Source organism: Streptomyces sp. NPDC001153 (assembly GCF_053598315.1).
Genome location: NZ_JBSFJZ010000021.1, coordinates 85113 through 104203 on the forward strand (window position 1 = coordinate 85113; position 19091 = coordinate 104203).

The 19091-nt window shown below is 72.4% G+C and carries 16 protein-coding genes; 10 read left to right on the plus strand and 6 right to left on the minus strand.

Going from position 1 to position 19091, the window contains the following annotated elements; translation table 11 throughout:
• Positions 1-66 precede the first annotated feature (66 nt).
• Positions 67-936 carry an ATP-grasp domain-containing protein gene (locus ACWDEN_RS24110; RefSeq protein ID WP_450860105.1) on the plus strand — a complete coding sequence of 290 codons (870 nt, stop codon included), beginning with the start codon at positions 67-69 and terminating at the stop codon, positions 934-936.
• A 1-nt stretch (position 937) separates the two neighbouring features.
• On the opposite strand, the gene ACWDEN_RS24115 is transcribed toward ACWDEN_RS24110, so the two are convergent.
• The gene (locus tag ACWDEN_RS24115) at positions 938-1837 is read right to left on the minus strand and encodes a LysR family transcriptional regulator (protein WP_450860106.1); all 900 of its coding nucleotides are present in this window, start codon (positions 1835-1837) and stop codon (positions 938-940) included.
• Positions 1838-1931: 94 nt separating this feature from the next.
• Here ACWDEN_RS24115 and ACWDEN_RS24120 point away from each other — a divergent pair, with 94 nt between their 5' ends.
• Positions 1932-2762: an SDR family NAD(P)-dependent oxidoreductase gene (locus ACWDEN_RS24120; protein ID WP_450860107.1), complete on the plus strand. Its 831-nt coding sequence runs from the start codon at positions 1932-1934 to the stop codon at positions 2760-2762.
• Between the two features lies 1 nt (position 2763).
• Here the strand turns inward: ACWDEN_RS24120 and ACWDEN_RS24125 are convergent, their stop codons facing one another.
• Positions 2764-3324 (minus strand): hypothetical protein, encoded by a 561-nt coding sequence (locus ACWDEN_RS24125; RefSeq protein ID WP_450860108.1) that lies wholly within the window; start codon positions 3322-3324, stop codon positions 2764-2766.
• Positions 3325-3476: 152 nt separating this feature from the next.
• Between ACWDEN_RS24125 and ACWDEN_RS24130 the strand changes: the two genes are divergently transcribed.
• A complete protein-coding gene (locus tag ACWDEN_RS24130) occupies positions 3477-4250 on the plus strand; it encodes an IclR family transcriptional regulator (protein ID WP_351608267.1) in 774 nt (257 codons plus the stop codon).
• Positions 4247-5095, plus strand: a complete 849-nt coding sequence (locus ACWDEN_RS24135; protein WP_450860109.1) for an SMP-30/gluconolactonase/LRE family protein — start codon at positions 4247-4249, stop codon at positions 5093-5095. The genes ACWDEN_RS24130 and ACWDEN_RS24135 overlap by 4 nt, the downstream gene beginning before the upstream one ends.
• Before the next feature lie 37 nt (positions 5096-5132).
• Here the strand turns inward: ACWDEN_RS24135 and ACWDEN_RS24140 are convergent, their stop codons facing one another.
• The 3 genes from ACWDEN_RS24140 to ACWDEN_RS24150 are packed head-to-tail and all read right to left on the minus strand — an operon-like array spanning position 5133 to position 8441.
• Entirely contained in the window at positions 5133-6536 is a 1404-nt protein-coding gene (locus tag ACWDEN_RS24140; RefSeq protein ID WP_450860110.1) for an FAD-dependent oxidoreductase, read from the minus strand.
• Entirely contained in the window at positions 6529-7755 is a 1227-nt protein-coding gene (locus ACWDEN_RS24145; RefSeq protein WP_450860111.1) for an MAB_1171c family putative transporter, read from the minus strand. The genes ACWDEN_RS24140 and ACWDEN_RS24145 overlap by 8 nt, the downstream gene beginning before the upstream one ends.
• Positions 7752-8441 carry a toxin-antitoxin system, toxin component family protein gene (locus ACWDEN_RS24150; RefSeq protein WP_450860112.1) on the minus strand — a complete coding sequence of 230 codons (690 nt, stop codon included), beginning with the start codon at positions 8439-8441 and terminating at the stop codon, positions 7752-7754. Before ACWDEN_RS24150 ends, ACWDEN_RS24145 begins: the two co-directional genes overlap by 4 nt.
• 219 nt (positions 8442-8660) lie before the next feature.
• On the opposite strand from ACWDEN_RS24150, the gene arfA reads away from it, so the two are divergent.
• On the plus strand, positions 8661-10175 hold the full coding sequence (gene arfA / locus ACWDEN_RS24155) for an arabinosylfuranosidase ArfA (protein ID WP_450860113.1): 1515 nt from the start codon (positions 8661-8663) through the stop codon (positions 10173-10175).
• Here arfA and ACWDEN_RS24160 read toward each other — a convergent pair.
• A complete protein-coding gene (locus ACWDEN_RS24160; RefSeq protein WP_351609512.1) occupies positions 10162-13116 on the minus strand; it encodes a glycoside hydrolase family 35 protein in 2955 nt (984 codons plus the stop codon). The genes arfA and ACWDEN_RS24160 overlap by 14 nt on opposite strands.
• Before the next feature lie 77 nt (positions 13117-13193).
• On the opposite strand from ACWDEN_RS24160, the gene ACWDEN_RS24165 reads away from it, so the two are divergent.
• From ACWDEN_RS24165 to ACWDEN_RS24185, 5 genes are all read left to right on the plus strand, one after another.
• A complete protein-coding gene (locus ACWDEN_RS24165; protein ID WP_351609515.1) occupies positions 13194-13652 on the plus strand; it encodes an RrF2 family transcriptional regulator in 459 nt (152 codons plus the stop codon).
• 132 nt (positions 13653-13784) lie between these two features.
• A complete protein-coding gene (locus ACWDEN_RS24170) occupies positions 13785-14438 on the plus strand; it encodes a DUF4360 domain-containing protein (RefSeq protein ID WP_351609518.1) in 654 nt (217 codons plus the stop codon).
• Between the two features lie 287 nt (positions 14439-14725).
• Positions 14726-16159 carry a family 2B encapsulin nanocompartment shell protein gene (locus ACWDEN_RS24175; protein WP_351609520.1) on the plus strand — a complete coding sequence of 478 codons (1434 nt, stop codon included), beginning with the start codon at positions 14726-14728 and terminating at the stop codon, positions 16157-16159.
• 557 nt (positions 16160-16716) lie between these two features.
• Positions 16717-18084 (plus strand): family 2 encapsulin nanocompartment cargo protein terpene cyclase, encoded by a 1368-nt coding sequence (locus ACWDEN_RS24180; protein ID WP_351609660.1) that lies wholly within the window; start codon positions 16717-16719, stop codon positions 18082-18084.
• 57 nt (positions 18085-18141) lie between these two features.
• A complete protein-coding gene (locus ACWDEN_RS24185; RefSeq protein WP_351609523.1) occupies positions 18142-19017 on the plus strand; it encodes a geranyl diphosphate 2-C-methyltransferase in 876 nt (291 codons plus the stop codon).
• Positions 19018-19091 lie beyond the last annotated feature (74 nt).

The following is a 19091-nucleotide window of genomic DNA, read 5'->3' on the forward strand; positions in this document are numbered from 1 at the left end:
TGCTCCGGTTCCCCGCGGTTGTTAGCCTCGCCGTTGACCGAACCGCCGTACGACAGGGAGTCCGCCGTGCCCCGCATCGCCCTCGCCACCTACGACCCCGGCGCCGAGCCCGGCAAGGACACCGACCTGCCGGAGCTGGTACGGGCGCTCACGGACGCGGGCGCCGAGGCGGAGGCGCGGTACTGGGACGACCCGGACGCCGACTGGGGCGGCTACGACCTCGTCGTCATCCGCTCCACCTGGGACTACAGCTGGCGCGCCGCGGAGTTCGGGGCCTGGGTGGACCGGGTCGGCGCGCTGACCCGGCTCGCCAATCCGGCGCCCGTGGTGCGCTGGAACACCGACAAGCGCTACCTCGGCGAGCTGGCGGCGGCCGGCGTCCCCACCGTCCCCACGCGCTACATAGCGCCGGGCGAGCCGGCCGACCTGCCCGACGACCACGAATACGTGATCAAGCCGACCTCGGGTGCCGGCGCCCGGTTCGCCGCCCGCTACACGCCCGACCGGCACGAGACGGCGGTACGGCACCTCGCCCGGATGCACGCCGAGGGCTTCACCGCGATGGTCCAGCCGTATATGCGCGGCATCGACGCCGGCGGGGAACGGGCGCTGCAGTTCTTCGGCGGCCGGCTGCTGCACGCCAGCCGCAAGGGCGCCGTCCTCGCGCCCGGCACGCCGTACGACGCGGACAAGGTGGCGCATCCCGACCTGGAGCGCTGGCAGCCGACGGAGGCCGAACTGGCTGTCGCCGAGAAGGCGTTGGGTGTGGTGCCCGGTGGTGCAGAGCTGCTGTACGCGCGGGTGGATCTCGTGGACGGGGAGGAGGGCGAACCCCGGCTGATGGAGCTGGAGTTGGTGGAGCCGAATCTGTTCCTGTGGCTGCATCCCGGGTCGCTGGAGCGGGTCGCGGAGGCGGTGCTGGCGGCCGCGGCCTAGCTCAGCGCACCGTCTCTCGACATGCCTCCGCGTACGCCCGTACCAGCGGTCGGCTGCCGTCCTCCCGTCGCCACGCCAGCGCATAGCGGCTCGGCCCGATGCCCCGGACCCGGCGGGTGGTGACGCCGCCCAGGCTGATCAGCGGGGCGTTGCCCTCCGCCACCAGGCAGACGCCCAGGCCCGCGACGAGTGCTTCGTACGTCTCCTCCGCCCCGGAGATCTCCGCGCCGATCCGGGGCGGCCGGCCCGCGCGGGCGTCCAGGGCGAGCCAGTGGTCCCGGAGCCGGCCCGCGCTCTCGGGCAGGGCGAGGAACGGCTCGTCCAGCAGCTCGGCGAAGTCGATCTCGGGACGGGCGGCGAGCGGGTGTGTCTCGGGAAGGGCGAGCAGCCGGGGTTCCTCGGCGACCACCGTCCAGGCGTAGCGCTCCTCGTCGGGCAGCGGCAGCCACACGAAGGCGACGTCCACGGTCCCGTCCGCCAGGCCCGCCGTCGGATCGTCCCAGCTCATCTGGCGCAGCCGGACCGTCGTCTCCGGGTGCGCGGCGGTGAAGCGGGAGCGGATGGCCGGCAGCAGCCCGCCCCGGCCCGGACTGGTGCTCATGCCCACGACCAGCGTGCTGCGCTGGGCGGCCTTGGCCGCCTCCACGGCCGCCGCGCCCGCCTCCCACGCGGCCAGTACGGCGCGTGCGTGCGGCAGCAGCGCCTCGCCCGCCGGTGTCAGCGCCACCCCGTGCCGGTCGCGCCGCAGCAGCTCCGCCCCCAACTGCCGCTCCAGCGCCCGGATCTGCTTGCTCAGCGCGGGCTGTGAGACGTACAGCCGCTCGGCGGCGCGGGTGAAGTGCAGCTCCTCGGCGACCGCGACGAAGTAGCGCAGATCGCGGCCGTGGACGTCCATGGTCATAGCCGTTGGTTATCACCAAGGGTCTTGGACGGGCAACGGCATGCGGCCGCAGTGTGGTGCGTGTCGAACCCGACGACATCCATGAGGAGTTCTGATGAACAAGGTCTGGCTGGTGACCGGGGCGAGCAGCGGTTTCGGGCGGGCGATCACCGAGGCGGCCGTCGCCGCCGGGGACGTGGTGGTCGGCGCGGCCCGGCGCCCCGAGGCCCTGGACGACCTGGTGGCCGCCCATCCCGACCAGGTGGAGGCCTTGCGGCTGGACGTCACCGACGTGACCGCCGCCGAGTCCGCGGTCCGCGATGTCGTGGCCCGGCACGGGCGGATCGACGTGCTGGTCAACAACGCGGGCCGCACCCACGTCGGCGCCGTCGAGGAGACCACCGACGCCGAGCTGCGCGACCTGTTCGACCTGCACTTCTTCGGCCCGGCGGCGCTCGTCCGGGCGGTGCTGCCCCACCTGCGGGAGCGGCGCTCGGGTGCGATCGTGCAGATGAGCAGCATGGGCGGCCAGATGTCCTTCGCGGGCTTCGGGGCGTACAGCGCGACGAAGTTCGCCCTGGAGGGCCTGTCCGAGGCGCTCGCCGACGAGGTGCGGGAGTACGGCGTCAAGGTGCTGATCGTCGAGCCGGGCGCGTTCCGGACCTCGCTGTTCGAGGCCGACCGGGCCGGGGCCAGCTCCGACGCCGGGGTGTACGCCAGGGTCGGTGAGACCCGCGGCGCCGTCGCGGGCGGACACGGCAGCCAGCCCGGCGACCCGGCCAAGGCGGCCGCCCTGATCCTGGCCGCGCTGGAGGCCGAGGACACCCCGCTGCGGCTGCCGCTCGGCGACGACGGCGTGAGCGCGGTCCTGGGCCACCTCGATCAGGTCCGCGAGGAGGTCACCGGCTGGGAGAAGCGCACCCGGGCGACGGCCTTCGACGCCTGAGCTATCCGTCTACGACGGCCGTCCGCTGCAGCAGCCCCCAGGTGAACTCGGCGACCACCTCGTGCCGTACACCGTCCGGGCCGGGCGCGGTGAAGGCGAGGCCCCAGCGGGTCGGCGCGGTGCCCTCCAGCGGGCGGGCCGGGGCGAAGGCGCGGGCGGCCTCGTCCACCGTGCAGGACCAGGGAGCGAGGTCGTCCAAGGTCTCCAGCTTCGGCGCGGGGGCGCCCGGCGCCCGTACCAGCCACTCGTTCCACACCGCCCCGTCAGGCCCGACCAGCACCTCGAAGCGCAGGTCGGGCCAGAGCGGCAGGGCCCAGCGCCGGGCCTCGCAGTCGACGTCGCCGAGGCGGCGGGGGAGGACGGATTCCGGCTCGCCCAGGACCGAGCGGTACCGGGCGGCGGCGGAGCGGGCCCTCGGCGAGCGGACCATCGCCTGCCAGCGCTTGTTGGTCTCCCGCATCTCGGCGATGGACACCCCGAGCCGGTGCCGGGCGTCCTCGACCAGATCCGGGTTGTGGTCGGCCATGCGGCGCAGCAGCACCAGCTGGAAGTCGAGATCCATGGCACCCATGGTGCCCGGCCTGGTCACGCCCATTGCCCGCGCCACCCTCCATGACTAGCCTGTGTTCGTCATGCCGATCGCCTGTTGATATCTCGAACATCTCGGTGTCGAGGTGTCGACCGGGCGCTTAGACCCAAGGGAGGGGGCCGGACGTGGGACGCCTCGTGCCTGCCGTGACCCGGGCTCTGGACATTCTTGAGCTGTTCCTCGACGGGGACGGGACGCTCTCCGCCCCCGACATCGTGCGCAGGCTCCAGCTGCCGCGCACCACCGTGCACGAGCTGGTCACCACGCTCGCCGCACGGTCGTACATCGTGCAGGTGCCGGGACAGCCAGGACGCTACCGGCTCGGCGTACGCCCGTACCAGCTCGGCAGCCGCTACGCCGAGCAGCTCGACCTCGCCGCCGAGGGCCAGCAGGTGGCCCGCTCGGTCGCCGAGACCTGCGACGAGACGGTCCACGTGGCGATCCTCGAGGGCACGGACGTCATCTACATCGCCAAGGTCGACTCCACGCACGCCGTCCGCATGGTCTCGGCCGCCGGCCGCCGGCTCCCGGCCCACTGCACCTCCGTCGGCAAGATGCTGCTGGCCTCGCTGCCGGAGCAGGAGCTCACGGCACGGATCCCGGACGACGCGGAGCTGACCGCGATGACCCCCAACAGCATCACCGACCCCGCCGCGCTGCGCGAGGCGCTCGCCGAGATCCGGCAGCGGGGCATCGCGGTGGAGAGCCGCGAGTCCAACCCGGACGTGAGCTGCGTGGCCGCACCGGTGCGCGACCGCACGGGTCAGGTGGTCGCGGCGCTGTCCATCTCGGTCCCCATGATCCGCTGGAGCGACGAGCGCCGGACCGAGCTGGAGCAGCTGGCGGTGAAGGGCGCGGCCGAGCTGTCGGAGCGGCTGGGTCACCGGGGCGCGGCGTGAGCGCCGGGTACGAGGTCGCCGTACGGGCGGAGGCGGAGCTGGGCGAGGGGCCGACCTGGGACCCGGCGACGGGCCGGCTGCTATGGCTCGACATCCTGGGCATGCGCGTCCACACCTACGACCCGGCCACGGGCCGGCGGACGGTGCGGACGACGGAGCAGCACGTGGGCGCGGTCAAGCCCCGCGCGGGCGGCGGCCTGGTCCTCAACCTGCGGGACGGCGTCGGCCTGCTGGACCCCGACGACACCTTCCGCTGGCTGCACCACGAGCCGGTCGCGGGCCGCCGTGCCAACGAGGCCGCGGTGGCGCCCGACGGCTCGTTGTGGGCGGGCACCATGCGCTACGACGAGGCGCCGGGCGGGGGCACGCTGACCCGGCTGACCGGCGACGGCACGGCTCGGACGGTCCTGTCCGACGCCACGGTCAGCAACGGCACGGGCTGGAGCCCCGACGGCCGCCTCATGTACTACGTCGACACTCCCACCCGCCGGGTGGACGTCTTCGACCACGACGGCGAGCACGTCCACGCCCGTCGCCCGTTCGTGGAGATCGAGGAGGGCGCGGGCTTCCCGGACGGCCTGACGGTCGACGCGGAGGGCTGTGTGTGGGTGGCGCTGTGGGACGGGGGTGCGGTGCGCCGCTATACGCCGGGCGGCCGACTGGACCGGGTGATCCCGCTGCCGACCCCGCGCACGACGGCCTGCGCGTTCGGCGGTGCCGGCCTGACCGACCTGTACGTCACGACGGCCCGGACCGGTCTGCCGGCTCCGCATCCGCTGTCGGGTTCGCTCCTGGTGGTTCCGGGGGCGGGCAGGGGCTTGCCCCAACCGGCGTTCCAGGGCTGACCGTGCCTGGCGGCGGCCGGGGGCATCCCCCCGCGGCCTACACCACGCCCGCCGCCTTCCGCTCCTCCGTGGTCAGCGGCGGTCCCGCCAACGGGGGTCGGAGCGGACCCACCGCCGCCGCGAGCAGCATGCCCGGGGTCAGCAGCACCTGCGCCCCGCGCTCCAGGGACGTCACGTCCGTCACCCGGCGCGCTATGCGTCCGTTGCCCGTCGCGGTGTACATCAGGCGGTCGACGTAGGCGGACAGGAGCCGGTCCCGCACAGTGGGGCCGTGCTCCGTCGCGCCGGGGTGGAACACGTCCTGGCCGAGGGCGAGGTCCCAGGCCGCGCGGACCGGGCGGGCGACCGCCCGCTGCACACGGCGCGCCAGCCCTGGCGTGCCCCAGCCGTGCCGTCGTATCACCTGGCGGAGCCGCACCGCGCTCTGTGCGGCGACGGACAGCCCGTGGCCGTAGACCGGGTTGAACACGGCGAGCGCGTCGCCGAGGACGGTGAGGTTCTCGGGCCAGGCCGGCATGCGCTCGTAGAAGTGGCGGCGGTTGAGCGTGGCGCGGGTGACCGACACGTCGGACAGCGGCTCGGCGCGCTCCAGCAGTTCACCGAGCAGCGGATGCCGCAGCTTCTCCCGGGCGAAGGGGATGAACTCCTCGTTCGCGGCGGTGGGTTCGCCGCCCCGGGTGCCCTGCAGGGTGACGATCCAGCGGCCGTTCTCGATGGGGAGCAGGAAGCCGGAGCGGCCGGGACCCTCGCCTCGCGGATCGAGCTGCAGGTTGACCACCGGGAAGCCCTCCCGGGCCGCCTCGGGGGCGAGGAAGAGCCGGCTCGCGTAGACCAGGCCCGGGTCGACCTCGCGGATGCGCGGCGCGGGCAGCCCCAGGTCCGCGAGCCAGCGCGCGGCCCGGGAGCCCCGCCCGGTGGCGTCGACCACGAAGCCGGCCGCAAGGGTGCGCTCGGCGCCGTCCCGCGCCCGGATCCGTACGCCGGTGACGGCGGCGCCGGTGCCGGTGAGGCCCAGCGCCTCGGTGCCGTCGAGGAGGTCGATCCGCTCGTCGGCGAGGACCTGTGCGCGGATCGTCGCGTCCAGCAGGTCCCGGCCGGCCAGGATCACGTGGTGGGACTCGGGCCAGCGCCGGAACCAGCCCTGCGCGGAGAGGGCCACCATGCCGGTCGTGACCGGATGGCGGCGGCCCCCGGCGGCCTTCAGCGCGTCGGTGATGCCCGGCAGCAGCTCCTCCACGGCCCGCACCCCGCCCGACCACAGCATGTGGGCGTGCCGGGCCTGCGGCAGCCCCTTGCGGGGTTCGGGGCCCTCGGGCAGGGCGTCCCGCTCGACGACGACGACCCGGTCGGCGGACTCGGCGAGCGCGCGCGCCGCGAGCATGCCGGTGTGGGATCCCCCCAGCACGACGGCGATTCTGGCGGGGGAGGAGGCTTCACTCATGCGCGGACACGCTCTCTGCCGGGGCGGTCGCGCGGGCGCGTACCGCCGTGATCTCGTCGGGGTGGCGGAGGGCTTGGGACACGGCCTGGATCTCCTGGAGCAGGTACGCCGTGTCGGGGCCGGACGGGGAGCCGGTGCCGTCGGCGCGCGGCGGCCGCGCGCCGACGGCCGCGTCCTGCAGCGCCACGGCGGCGGCGAGGGCCCTGGCGCGGCCGGGCTCGTGACCGAGGGCGAGGGCGGCCTCGTACGACCGCTCGCGCAGGTCCTCGTCCAGGTGCCGGGAGAGTTGCAGCAGGGCGTCGCGGATGAAGGTCTCGCGGCGGATCAGGCGCAGTTCGGCGGGGGCCTGCGGGGCGAAGGGCTCGCGTTCGCCGGTGACGGTCCGCGTCAGCTGGTAGAGGGGGCCGAGGGCGCGGTGGCGCAGCCGGACGTGCCAGCGCTCGTTCAGGTACTGGCCGACGTGCGGGACGATGAAGCCCACCGCGACCAGGGTGGCGGAGACGCACGCGCCCGCCGGTGCCACATTGGTGCTCAGCCAGTCCAGGTCGTGGCCGGTCCACCGGGCCACGACGGCGGTGAGCTTGGCCGCGTCGAAGAACAGGTTCGTGGCATAGCCGACGCCCAGCAGCCTGAGCCCCCAGCGCAGCCAGGCGTCGAGGCCGTCGGTGCGGATCCAGTTCCAGATCAGCCGGGCCGTGATCGAGCAGGCCACGGTGTGCGCGAGGAGGTAGAGCAGGATCTCCTCGCGCATGAAGGGGGTGGTGGCGTAGTACGTGTCCAGGTCCCGCAGCCGTTCCACGGGTACGTCGGCGAGGGCGAAGAGCACCCACAGGGCGGCGACCACGCCCGCGTAGACGGCCACGACCCAGCGGGTCACCCGGCGGGTCTGGGCCGTGTCGTCGCGGCCGTTGCGCCAGGCGGTGATCAGCAGCAGCCAGGACGCGCAGAGCGCGGTGAGCAGGGAGTACACCCAGGGCGCGGAGATGTTCGGCACGCCGGTGACCCGGTTGGTCCAGGCGATGGTCCGCGGGGCCGCGAAGACGAACACCGCGCAGGCGAACAGCAGCAGACCGCCGACGGCACGCAGCATCGGGTCCCGCCACATCCTGATGATGCCGGGCAGCTTGATCGCCAGGGCGGCGGTCAGGACGGCCGTGGGGATCCAGAAGGAGACGGAGACCTCGTCGAGCGGCCCCGAGAGGTCGAGCGCCAGGTTCACCGCGCGGCTCCCCCTTTTCCGGACGCTCGGTTCGCCTCCGGGGCACCGGCGCGCCCCTTCGGCTCGCTCGCTTCGTCGCGTCCGCGATAGCCGAGGGTCCGCTGTACGGGGCCGAGGGACCGTTGCACCGGGCCGGGCGGGGTGCCGGCGCCGGAGCCGGTGAGGTGGGGCCGGCACAGGGCGGCCAGGCGGTGCCCGAAGTCGTCCGCCTCGGCCTCGTCGGCCTCCCTCGAGCCGTTGCGGGCGGCCACCGTCAGGGGCATGCCCCGCCAGCCGGGTGCGTCGGCGAGCGCGCGGGCCGCCGCGTCGCCGGCCAGGTGGGAGTGCCGGTGCCCGGCGTGCAGATGCCACAACTCATGGCCCAGGATCACCAGTTGCTGCACGGCCTCGGCCCGCTCCTCCACGATCACCAGGTCGAAGTCGGCGAACTCCAGCCACAGCCCGGTGACCTCGATCTCGTCGGGGAAGCGCTCGAAGCGCACCTGGACCGGCCGTCCGCCGCGCAGCGCGCTCATCTCCTCGCACAGCACCTGGCACAACTCCCGTACGTCCTCGGGTGTTCCGGGCCGGGCGTGGAGGGCGGCGGCGAGGTCGCCGGCCAGCGCGCGCATGGCCGAGCCCGGACGGGAGCGCCGCAGTCGTACGGCCAGGCGTGTCATCCGCTCACGCGCGCCCGCGATGCCCATCGTCTCCCCCTTCCGCTGGGCAGAGCCTACGCGGCCGGGTGTGTCCCCGTCATGACATGCGGGGGCCGCGGTCGAGGAGAAGACCACCCATCGGCTTGTGTCCCGCCCATTGACGCGGAAGCGCTTCGAATCTACGGTCCCGTTCGAAGTTGCGAGCGACATTCGTCATTCCGAACAATCTACGACGGAGCCACACCGCACCCCACCCCGGAAGGCGCCATGCACCCCGCCCGCTTCACCCTCGACCCCGCTTTCACCGTCGGCCAGGTCAACCCCCGTGTCTTCGGCTCCTTCGTCGAACACCTCGGCCGCTGCGTCTACACCGGCATCCACGAACCGGATCACCCCTCCGCCGATGAGGCCGGACTGCGAACCGACGTCCTCGACCTCGTACGCGAACTCGGTGTCACCGTCATCCGCTACCCCGGCGGCAACTTCGTCTCCGGCCACAAGTGGGAGGACTCGGTCGGCCCCCGGGCGGAGCGCCCCCGTCGGCTCGACCTCGCCTGGCACTCCACCGAGACGAACCGGTTCGGGCTGTCCGAATACATCGGCTTCCTCAAGAAGGTCGGCCCGCAGGCCGAGCCGATGATGGCCGTCAACCTCGGTACGAGAGGCGTCGCCGAGGCCCTCGAACTCCAGGAGTACGCCAACCACCCCTCCGGCACCGCCCTCTCCGACCTCCGCGCGGCCCACGGCGACAAGGAGCCCTTCGGCATCCGGCTCTGGTGCCTGGGCAACGAGATGGACGGCCCCTGGCAGACCGGGCACAAGACGGCACAGGAGTACGGCCGGCTCGCCGCCGAGACCGCACGGGCCATGCGCCAGGCGGACCCCGGAGTCGAACTGGTCGCCTGCGGTTCCTCCAACCAGGCCATGCCCACCTTCGCCGAGTGGGAGGCGACCGTCCTGCAGGAGGCGTACGACCTGGTCGACCACATCTCCCTGCACGCCTACTACGAGCCCACGGACGGCGATGTGGACTCCTTCCTCGCCTCGGCCGTCGACATGGAGTCCTTCATCGAGAACGTGGTCGCCACCGCCGACCACATCGGCGCGAAGCTCAGGTCCACGAAGAGGATCAACCTCTCCTTCGACGAGTGGAACGTCTGGTACCTCTCCCGCTGGGAGGAGCACGCCAAGGGCATCGACCGGTCCGACTGGCCCGAGGCCCCCCGGCTGCTGGAGGACAGCTACAGCGTCACGGACGCCGTCGTCCTCGGCTCGCTGCTCATCGCGCTGCTCCGGCACGCCGACCGCGTCACCGTCGCCTGCCTCGCCCAGTTGGTCAACGTGATCGCCCCGATCATGACCGAGCCGGGCGGCCCGGCCTGGCGGCAGACGACGTTCTTCCCGTTCGCGCAGGCGTCCGGGTACGGCCGGGGCGAGGTGCTCGACGTGCGCGTGGACTCGCCGACGTACGAGACGAAGAAGTACGGCGAGACGGACCTGCTGCACGCCACGGCCGTCCGCGCGGCCGACGGCACGGTCACCGTGTTCGCCGTCAACCGCAGCCGTACGGATGCCCTGCCGCTCGAAGTCACCCTGAACGGGCTGGAGTTGACGACTGTCACCGGGCACAGCGCGCTCGCGGACGCCGACCCCGACGCCCGCAACACCCTCGACGAGCCCGAGCGGGTCGTCCCGCACCCGGTCGAGGGCACCGCCCTGGCGGACGGCACCCTCACCGCCGTACTGGAACCGCTGTCCTGGAACGTGATCAGACTGGCGTGACCGGCAGCCCGCCCGTTGCCCTGCCGAGCAGCGTCAGGCGTACGGACCCCGGTCCCGACAGCGTGGTGAACTCCGAGAGGACCGCCAGCGCGAGGGTGTTGGTGCCCCGGGTGCGCAGGACGCCGTTCGGCAGGACGAAGGTGTGCTGCGGACCGACGTTGTTGATGTACTGGCCCATGTTCCAGCCGTTGAGGAAGATCTGGGCACGGTAGGCCCGGTACGGGTCGTCCTGAAGGGTCAGGCCGATCGAGGCGTCGATGTCGGCCGGGACCGAGAGGCGGAAGGTCGTCCGGAACCACGTCACGCCCTGGTACCGGGCGGCCCGCGGGAAGGTCACCGCCTGCCAGTCGTGGTCCTTGAAGCCGGGCAGATGCCAGCCCTCGCGCTCGCCGTACAGGCCGCCGGTGTTCATCGGGCCGCGCACCGGGTCGGGGGCCGCCGCGCCCCGGATCCGCCACCTCACCCGGGGCGAGGCGCCCTTGAAGGCCGCCGCCGTCAGGCCGCGCGCCACCTTGTGCGTGTCGAGCCCCTTGCCGTCCTGGTCGCGCTGCATGCGCCGCACGAGCACGGACAGCACATGCCGGCCGGGCGAGCGCAGGGAGTCACGGACCGGGAAGGCGGCGGTCGCCGCCCAACTGCCCTGCCGGACGGTCGTGTCCTTGTCCGGCACCGGCATCCGGTGGGTGCCCAGCGGCTCGCCGTCCAGCCAGGCCATCAACAGGCCCTGCGTGCCGGTGCTGTAGGCGAGCGAGACCTCCTCCAGACCGGTGGAGTCGGTGAAGGAGCCGCGGTACCAGACGTCCCCGTAGTGGAAGCCGTAGTCGTCGGCGAAGAGGACCGGCTGCCCGGCGGGGACCGGCGTGGTGCTGAACGTCGTCCGCTTGTCCGCGACCGTCCAGTCCGAGTCGTCGAAGCCGGGACCCACCTCCGGGTTCTCCCTGCGCATCCGCCAGCCGCCCAGCTCGGGCAGCCGCACCTCGGGGACGGCCGGCAGCAGGCCGGCGGTCATCAGGCTGCCGGACAGGGTGGTGCGGGTGGGCAGGGTGCGGCCGTTCCACACCAGGGTGTCGATCCCGCGCGGCCCCCACACCTCCATGCTCGTCGTCTGCGTGACGTCACCCGTCAGGTGGACCTCGGAACCGCGCACTTCGGCGTGGCGCAGCAGCGCCGGGCCGTACACCAGCAGGGTCCCGGACAGGGTGTCGTACGGGAAGAGGCGTACGGCGGTGGCGTCGTCGGCGAAGAGCAGCACCAGCGGGGTCTCGGTCTCGCCCTTCTGCACCAGCACCCGGGTCAGTCCGTCCTCGCCGAGCGGGCTGCTCACATGCAGCTCGTCGCCGTTCAGGACCCAGGCGGCCTCGGGGTCCAGCCGCATGACGCTCGGCTCGACCGGGCACTTCAGCACCAGTTCGGCCATGTCGCCGCTGCGCCCCGAGAACAGCGCGATGTCCTGCCGGCCCGCCGTCACGGCCAGCACGGGCTCGGCGGTGGCGTACTTCAGTGTCCGCTCGCCCAGCTTCAGCCCGGTCGTCAGCAGCCGGGCGTCCTTGCCGGGCACGGTGATCCGCAGGCGGCCGGCGTCGGTCGGCAGGTCGGCGGTGACCGCCTCCGTGCCGTCGTTGCGGGCGACGTAGACGTGGGCGCCGGTGTCCGGGTTGGTCAGGTGGTAGACCTTCAGTCCCTCGGCGTGCACGTCCGCCGCCCGGTCCAGCTTGGCGAAGTCGGGCACGCGCTGGAGCAGATGGCCCAGCTGGTGCATCGGCGCGATCTTGTCGGTGACGTTGCGCGCCTCGTCGATGGCGGCGCCGTAGTCGTACGACGTGTAGACGACCGGTGCGGGCAGCCAGCCCCAGGAGGTGCCGCCGAAGGTCATGTAGACGTTGTGCAGGGTGAGCCCGTTGGCCAGGTTGGTCAGATAGAACCGGCGCTCGTAGGCGGCGTCCCGGGTGCGCCGCGACTCGGCGTACCCCTTGCCGTCGAAGAAGGCCCCGCCCCACGGGTCGAACCAGCCGCCGCCGAACTCGGGCACGAACCCGGGCGTGGACGGCGAGGCACTGGCCCCGCCCTGCGCCCCGCCGGGACCGTAGTGCCCCCAGTCGGGCGGGGTCCGGTCCGGCGACGGATACCCGTCGAACCCGTACAGCCAGCCGCCCTTCTCGCCGCCGGTGTCGAACGTCCCGGGCACCCAGTAGCCGTTCCGGCCCTTGTCGTTGTGGAACAGCGGGACGTCGATGCCGTCCGCCCGCACCTTCTTGTACAAGTGGGACATGTAGGACCGGCCGACGGCGTCGCCGGCGTGGGCGTCGTACTCGTTCTCGATCTGGTACAGCAGGATCGTGCCGGTGCCCTGGGTGAACAGATGCCGGCGGGCGATCCGGTTCACCTGGGTCAGCCACTCGTCGACATGCCCCAGATACGTCGGGTCGTCGGTCCGGGCCGTGCCCTTCGTCGCCGTCAGCCAGCCGGGGAAGCCGCCGCCGTCCACCTCGGCGTTGATGTACGGGCCGGGCCGCAGGATGACGTACAGGCCGGTCTCGGCGGCCATGCGCAGGAACAGGTCCAGGTCCCGGACGCCGGTGAAGTCGTACGCGCCCGGCGCGGGGGAGTGGTAGTTCCAGGCCACATAGATGCTCACGGCGTTGTACCCGTGGGCCCGCATCTTCTGCAGCACGTCCCGCCACAGGGAGGGGCTCGGCAGCCGGAAGGGGTGCAGCTCGCCGGACCACACCACGAGCCGTCTGCCGTCCACGAGCAGTGAGTACTGGTCGTAGCCGATGGTGTGCCGACAGCCGTCGGCGCTCGGCGGGGCGGGCGCCGGGCCGGTCGGCACACTGCGCGCCGCGTACGCCGAGGGCGCCCCGGGCCCGCCGCTGCCGCCCAGGGCGAGCCCGAGCGCGGTCGAGCCGGCCAGGGCACTGAAAGTACGTCTGCTGAGCGCCAAGGTGGATCCTCCGCGGGCGATCTTACGGGGCGCGGGTGAAGGCCATTCTCCATGCGGCGACGTCCCACAATGGACCCATGAGGATCTCGGCGCGGGCGGACTACGCGGTACGGGCGGTACTGGAGCTGGCCGTACGGCAGGCTAACGGCCCGGTGAAGGCGGAGGAAATCGCCGCCGCCCAGGGCATCCCGCACAAGTTCCTGGAAGGGATCCTGGGCGATCTCAGGCGTGGCGGGATCGTCGGCAGCAGGCGTGGCGGAGGCGGCGGCTACCGGCTGGCGCGGGACGCGGCCGAGGTCACGGTCGCCGACGTGATCCGCGCGGTGGACGGCCCGATCGTCTCGGTCCGCGGCGAACGCCCGACGGGCCTCGCCTACACCGGCAGCGCACGGCCCCTGCTGCCCCTGTGGATCGCGCTGCGCGCGAACGTCCGCCGGATCCTGGAGGGTGTCACCCTCGCCGACCTCGCGGCGGACGCGCTGCCGGAGCCCGTCCGGGCACTGGCGGCGGAACCGGCGGCCTGGGAGAACCCGTAGGCGCCCGGGTGTGAACGGCCGGGTGTGAATGGCCGGAGTTGAACCTCCCGGTGGTGAGCGGTGGTTCCTACGATGCGGAGCGCTTCACAGGTTCCACACAGACCCCCCACACCCTCGACCCCGGGAGAAACCATGGCTGGTGGACTCCTCCTGAGCGGTGCCGTGGCGGCACTGCTCACCACCGCGATACCCGCCCACGCGCCCGCGGGGGGCGTGTTCGACAACCCGCCCCCGGACAAGATCGTCATCGACGTGGCGACGGTGAACGGCTCCGGCTGCCCCGAGGGCACCGCGGCGGTCGCCGTCTCGCCGGACAACACCGCCTTCACGGTGACCTACAGCAACTACCTGGCCCAGGCCGGCGGCAACTCCGACCCCACGGCCTTCCGCAAGAACTGCCAGCTCAACCTGGTGGTCCACGTCCCTCAGGGCTTCACCTACGCGATCGCCAGCGCCGACTACCGCGGCTTTCTGTCCCTGCAGCCCGGCGCGAGCGCCACGCAGAAGGCCTCGTACTACTTCCAGGGCTCCCCGCAGACCGTGCCCAGGAGCCACCCCTTCAGCGCTCCCTTCAACGACAACTGGGAGGCCACCGACAGCACGGACTGGGCCCAGCTGGTCTGGGCGCCCTGCGGGGTGCTGCGCAACTTCAACATCAACACCGAGCTGCGGGTGAACCCGGGCACCACCAACCCCGACAAGGTCAGCTTCATGACCATGGACTCCACGGACGGGGACATCAGCACCGTGTACCACCTGGCGTGGAAGCAGTGCCCGAGCGCGTAGGCGTACGGGCGCCACGCCGGTCACTGTGAGTATGTGATGGCCGTTCGCCGGTTCTCGCCGGTGAGCGGTCATCCATGCGTTGACCCGCAGAATCGTTCGACAAGGCGTGATGCGCACAAGGGGCGCGCGAGGGGCGCGGTTCGCGCCTGCCGATTGCCCTCGCGCGCCGTCTGGTGCGATCACTCAACGTGAGCATGGCTCTGCAACCCTGTGCACTCAGTGTGACGACACGGCACCAGGTCGTCGCGCCCCTCACGTGCCATGGACGAGGAAGACGAGGTAGAGCCATGCCCCTCGACACAGTGACAGCACCGGCGGCGACCCCGGAGTCGGAGCAGCAGCAGCGCGAACAGCAGAGCCTCAGCACCGCGGCGGCGCGCAATCTCGCCACCACCACCAAGTCCGAACCTCAGATGCAGGCCATCAGCTCCCGCTGGGCCACCCGCATCCTGCCCTGGGTGAACGTGCCCGGCGCGACCTACCGGGTCAACCGCCGCATGTCCTGCACCGTCGGCGACGGCCGCGTGACCTTCGTGAAGACCGGCTCCAAGGTCCAGGTGGTCCCCGCCGAACTGGGCGAACTGCCCCTGCTGCGCGGCTTCTCCGACGCCGACGTGCTCGGCGCGCTCGCCGACAAGTTCGTGCAGAAGGAGTTCACTCCCGGCCAGGTCATCGTGCAGGAGGGCCGCAAGGCCGACCACGTCTACCTGATCGCGCACGGCAAGGTCGAGAAGCTCGGCGAGGGCCCGTACGGCGACGAGTCCATGATCGGACTGATGGCCGACGGCGACACCTTCGGCGGCCAGGTGCTCGCCGGCGCCGCCAAGAAGTGGGAGTTCACGGCCCGTGCCGCGACCCCCACGACCGTGCTCGCGCTGCCGCTGACGGCGTACAAAGCGGTGGCGGACCGCCACGAGGGGCTGCGCCGGCACGTGCAGCGGATCAGCACCGACGGGCACCGCAATCTGAACCGGTCCGGCGAGGCCGACATCCTCCTGAAGTCCGGCCACACCGGCGAGGAGACGCTGCACCAGACCTTCGCCGACTACGAACTCTCGCCGCGCGAGTACGAGTTGAGCGTGGCGCAGACGGTGCTGCGGGTGCACAGCCGGGTCGCCGACCTCTACAACGAGCCGATGAACCAGACGCAGCAGCAGCTGCGCCTGACCATCGAGGCGCTGCGCGAGCGGCAGGAGCACGAGCTGATCAACAACGAGGAGTTCGGCCTGCTCAACAACGCCGACTTCGACCAGCGCATCTCCACCTACTCCGGCCCGCCGACCCCCGACGACATGGACGAGCTGCTCAGCATGCGGCGCAGGACCCGCTGCTTCCTCGCCCACCCCAAGGCCATCGCCGCGTTCGGCCGCCAGTGCAACAAGCGGGGCCTGTACTTCGGCAGCATCGACCTGAACGGCAACCAGATCCCCGCGTGGCGCGGCGTGCCCCTGCTGCCCTGCGGCAAGATCCCGATCAGCGAGCAGGGCACGACGTCGATCATCGCCATGCGCACGGGCGAGGACGACCAGGGTGTCATCGGCCTGTACCAGACCGGCATCCCGGACGAGGTCGAGCCCGGCCTGAACGTCCGCTTCATGGGCATCAACGAGCAGGCGGTCATCTCCTACCTGGTCAGCACCTACTACTCGGCGGCGGTCCTGGTTCCCGACGCCCTCGGTGTCCTGGAGAACGTCGAGATCGCCCGCACGAACGGGAGCTGACGGCGGTGTCGTTGATCTCCCGGGTCACGGCACCGACCGCGGCCCACGACGTGGCGGGCCTGGTACGGGCCCTGCTGTCGGAGCAACCCCCGCCACCGGCCACCGGTGCGGGCCTCCCCACGGGCCCCACAGGCCTCGGCACGTCGGCGACCCACATCCCCTTCGCGGGAACGGCCACCCCCCACCGCTCCCGCACCAGCCGCGGCACCTCCCACACGAACGCCCGCCCCCTACCGCTGCCGACTCCGGCCGTCACACATCGGCCCGGGCCGGCCGATCTCCCGACGAGCGCCGATACGGGGGCACCCGGGAACCGACCGGAGGCCGGGCGGCCTGCGGCGGCCGGGCAACCGGTGGCCGAGCGGTCGGCGGAGGCTGGGCGGTCGGTTGCGGTGTCTTCGCCGGGGGCTGGGCCGGCGCCGGCGGGTGGGCATCGGCCTGCGGCGGCGGTGTCTTCGTCGGGCGGGGATGCGGCGGCAGGGCATGAGCCGGGGGCCGGGCGGCCGGTGGCCGCGCATCCCTCGGTGGCCGGGCAGCCTGCGGCGGCCGGGCAACCGATGGCCGAGCGGTCGGCGGAGGCTGGGCAGTCGGCCGCGGTGTCTTCGCCGGGCGGGGATGCGGCGGCAGGGCATCAGCCGGGGGCCGGGCAGTCGGTGGCGGCTGGGCAGTCGGCGCCGGGCGGGCAACCGGTGCCGGGTGCGGATGCGGCCTCGATCGGGCTGCCTGCCGGGCCGACTGGGCTCGGTACATCGGCGGCGGCTCTCGGCCGTACCGGTCCGGGTGCCGCGGCGGCAGCCGTCAGAGCCGGTCGTGGCGCTTCGGCGGCACTCCTTGCGCCCACCGGTAAGGGCGCGTCGGCGGCCGTCCCCGCCCCCACCGGTCCCGGCGCCTCGGTGGTGGACCGCCGGGTCGCAATCCTCGAGCCCCGCCGGAAGGCACCCGCGGAGGCGTCGGTATCCGATGTCGGGCCCCGGCTGCACTGTCCGCCCGCCGTGCGGGACGACCCCGCCCTGGGTGAGCTCGTCACCGAGCGTCTGGTGGAGTGGGCCGAGGAGGTCGGGATCTACCCGGGCCGGCTCGACAGGATCCGCAAGGCCGACTTCGGGCGGCTGATCATGCTCGCCCACCCCGAGTCCGACGACCCCGACCGACTGCTCGCGGCGGCCAAGTGCGCGCTGTCCGAGTGGGCCGTGGACGACCACTACGTGGACGGCGAGGTCGAGGAGGCAAGGCCGCAGGAGCTCGGCCGACGGCTAGCCATCGCCCACTCGGTGATCGACCAGGCCCACCTCCCGCTCGCCTACGCCCCCCAGCTGGAGGAGGTCGTCCGGGCGGACCCCGTCATGCGGGCCCTCAGGGACAGCCTGCGCAACCTCCACACGTACGCGACGACCTCACAGGTGCGCCGGCTCCGCCACGAGCTGGGCATCATGTTCGTCGCCTACAACCAGGAGGGCTACTGGCAGGCCGCCGGCCACCGCCCGCCGGTGTGGGAGTACCTGATGCACCGGCACGAGAACAGCTTCATCCCGTGCATGGTGCTCGTCGACGCGATCGCCGGTTACGAGATCCCGTACGGCGAGTTCGCCGACCCCCGGGTACGGCGCGCGTTCACGCTCGCGGGCACCGCCACCGTGATCGTCAACGACCTCTACTCCATGGCCAAGGAGAAGGGCCCGACGGACTACAGCCTGCCCCGGCTGATCGCCGCCGAGGACGGCTGCTCCCTCGAGGAGGCCGTCGACCGCACCGTGGACATCCACAACGAACTGATGCTCACCTTCGAGGCCGAGGCGGCCGCGCTCGCCCAGGCCGGCTCCCCGGAACTGCGCCGCTTCCTGGCCGGCACCTGGGCCTGGGTCGGCGGCAGCCGTGAGTGGCACGCCAGCAGCGCCCGCTACCACGAGACCGCGAAGGCCGCCTGACCCCGCCCCGCGCCCCGCGCCTCCCGCACCCCCACCCCGTTCCCAGTAAGGAACCCCATGTCCAAGATCTCCACCCAGATGGAAAGCATCGCCATGGGCGATGTCCTGCGCACCGACTACCAGAAGTCGGTCGCGGAGTACTGGAACAAGGAGAAGGACCCCGTCAACATCAAGCTCGGCGAGGTCGACGGCCTCTACCACCACCACTACGGCCTCGGCGAGTGGGACCCCTCGGTCCTCGCCGGCCCGCCCGAGAACCGCGACCAGCGCATCATCGAGGAACTGCACCGCCTGGAGACCGCCCAGGCCGAGGTCCTCCTCGACCACCTCGGCGACATCACCCCCGACGACCACCTCCTGGACGCCGGTTCCGGCCGAGGCGGCACCAGCTTCATGGCCAACGCGCGCTTCGGCTGCCACGTCGACGGCGTCAGCATCTCCGAGCAGCAGGTCGGCTTCGCCAACGACCAGGCCAGGCACCGCGGGGTCACGGACAAGGTCCGCTTCCACTTCCGCAACATGCTCGACACCCGTCTGGAGACCGGATCGCGCCGGGCGATCTGGACCAACGAGACGACCATGTACGTCGACCTGTTCGAACTCTTCGCCGAGTTCTCCCGTCTGCTGGAGTACGGCGGCCGCTACGTCTGCATCACCGGCTGCTCCAACGACGTCACCGGCATGCGCTCCAAGGCGGTCAGCAGGATCGACGAGCACTACACCTGCAACATCCATCCGCGCAGCGAGTACTTCAGGGCACTGGCGGCGAGCAACCTGGTGCCGATCCAGGTGGTGGACCTGACCCCGGACACGATCCCGTACTGGGAACTGCGCGCCAAGTCCTCGCTCGCCACGGGCATCGAGGACCCGTTCCTCACCGCCTACAAGGAGGGCAGCTTCCACTACCTCCTCATCGCGGCCGACCGCATCTGAAACCAGGGCGCCTGCGTGGTGCCGTACGCGCGGGACGTGCGACACCACGCCCGGCGCGGGAGCCGGATCACGGG

What these genes read in the sequence shown, in the direction of transcription:
- ACWDEN_RS24120 (WP_450860107.1), top strand. Translation starts at nt 1,932, where the DNA reads ATGAACAAGGTCTGGCTGGTGACCGGGGCGAGCAGCGGTTTCGGGCGG.
- ACWDEN_RS24115 (WP_450860106.1), bottom strand. Translation starts at nt 1,837, where the DNA reads ATGACCATGGACGTCCACGGCCGCGATCTGCGCTACTTCGTCGCGGTC.
- ACWDEN_RS24170 (WP_351609518.1), top strand. Translation starts at nt 13,785, where the DNA reads ATGGCTGGTGGACTCCTCCTGAGCGGTGCCGTGGCGGCACTGCTCACC.
- ACWDEN_RS24175 (WP_351609520.1), top strand. Translation starts at nt 14,726, where the DNA reads ATGCCCCTCGACACAGTGACAGCACCGGCGGCGACCCCGGAGTCGGAG.
- ACWDEN_RS24150 (WP_450860112.1), bottom strand. Translation starts at nt 8,441, where the DNA reads ATGGGCATCGCGGGCGCGCGTGAGCGGATGACACGCCTGGCCGTACGA.
- ACWDEN_RS24185 (WP_351609523.1), top strand. Translation starts at nt 18,142, where the DNA reads ATGTCCAAGATCTCCACCCAGATGGAAAGCATCGCCATGGGCGATGTC.
- arfA (WP_450860113.1), top strand. Translation starts at nt 8,661, where the DNA reads ATGCACCCCGCCCGCTTCACCCTCGACCCCGCTTTCACCGTCGGCCAG.
- ACWDEN_RS24140 (WP_450860110.1), bottom strand. Translation starts at nt 6,536, where the DNA reads ATGAGTGAAGCCTCCTCCCCCGCCAGAATCGCCGTCGTGCTGGGGGGA.
- ACWDEN_RS24125 (WP_450860108.1), bottom strand. Translation starts at nt 3,324, where the DNA reads ATGGATCTCGACTTCCAGCTGGTGCTGCTGCGCCGCATGGCCGACCAC.
- ACWDEN_RS24180 (WP_351609660.1), top strand. Translation starts at nt 16,717, where the DNA reads ATGGCCGAGCGGTCGGCGGAGGCTGGGCAGTCGGCCGCGGTGTCTTCG.
- ACWDEN_RS24165 (WP_351609515.1), top strand. Translation starts at nt 13,194, where the DNA reads ATGAGGATCTCGGCGCGGGCGGACTACGCGGTACGGGCGGTACTGGAG.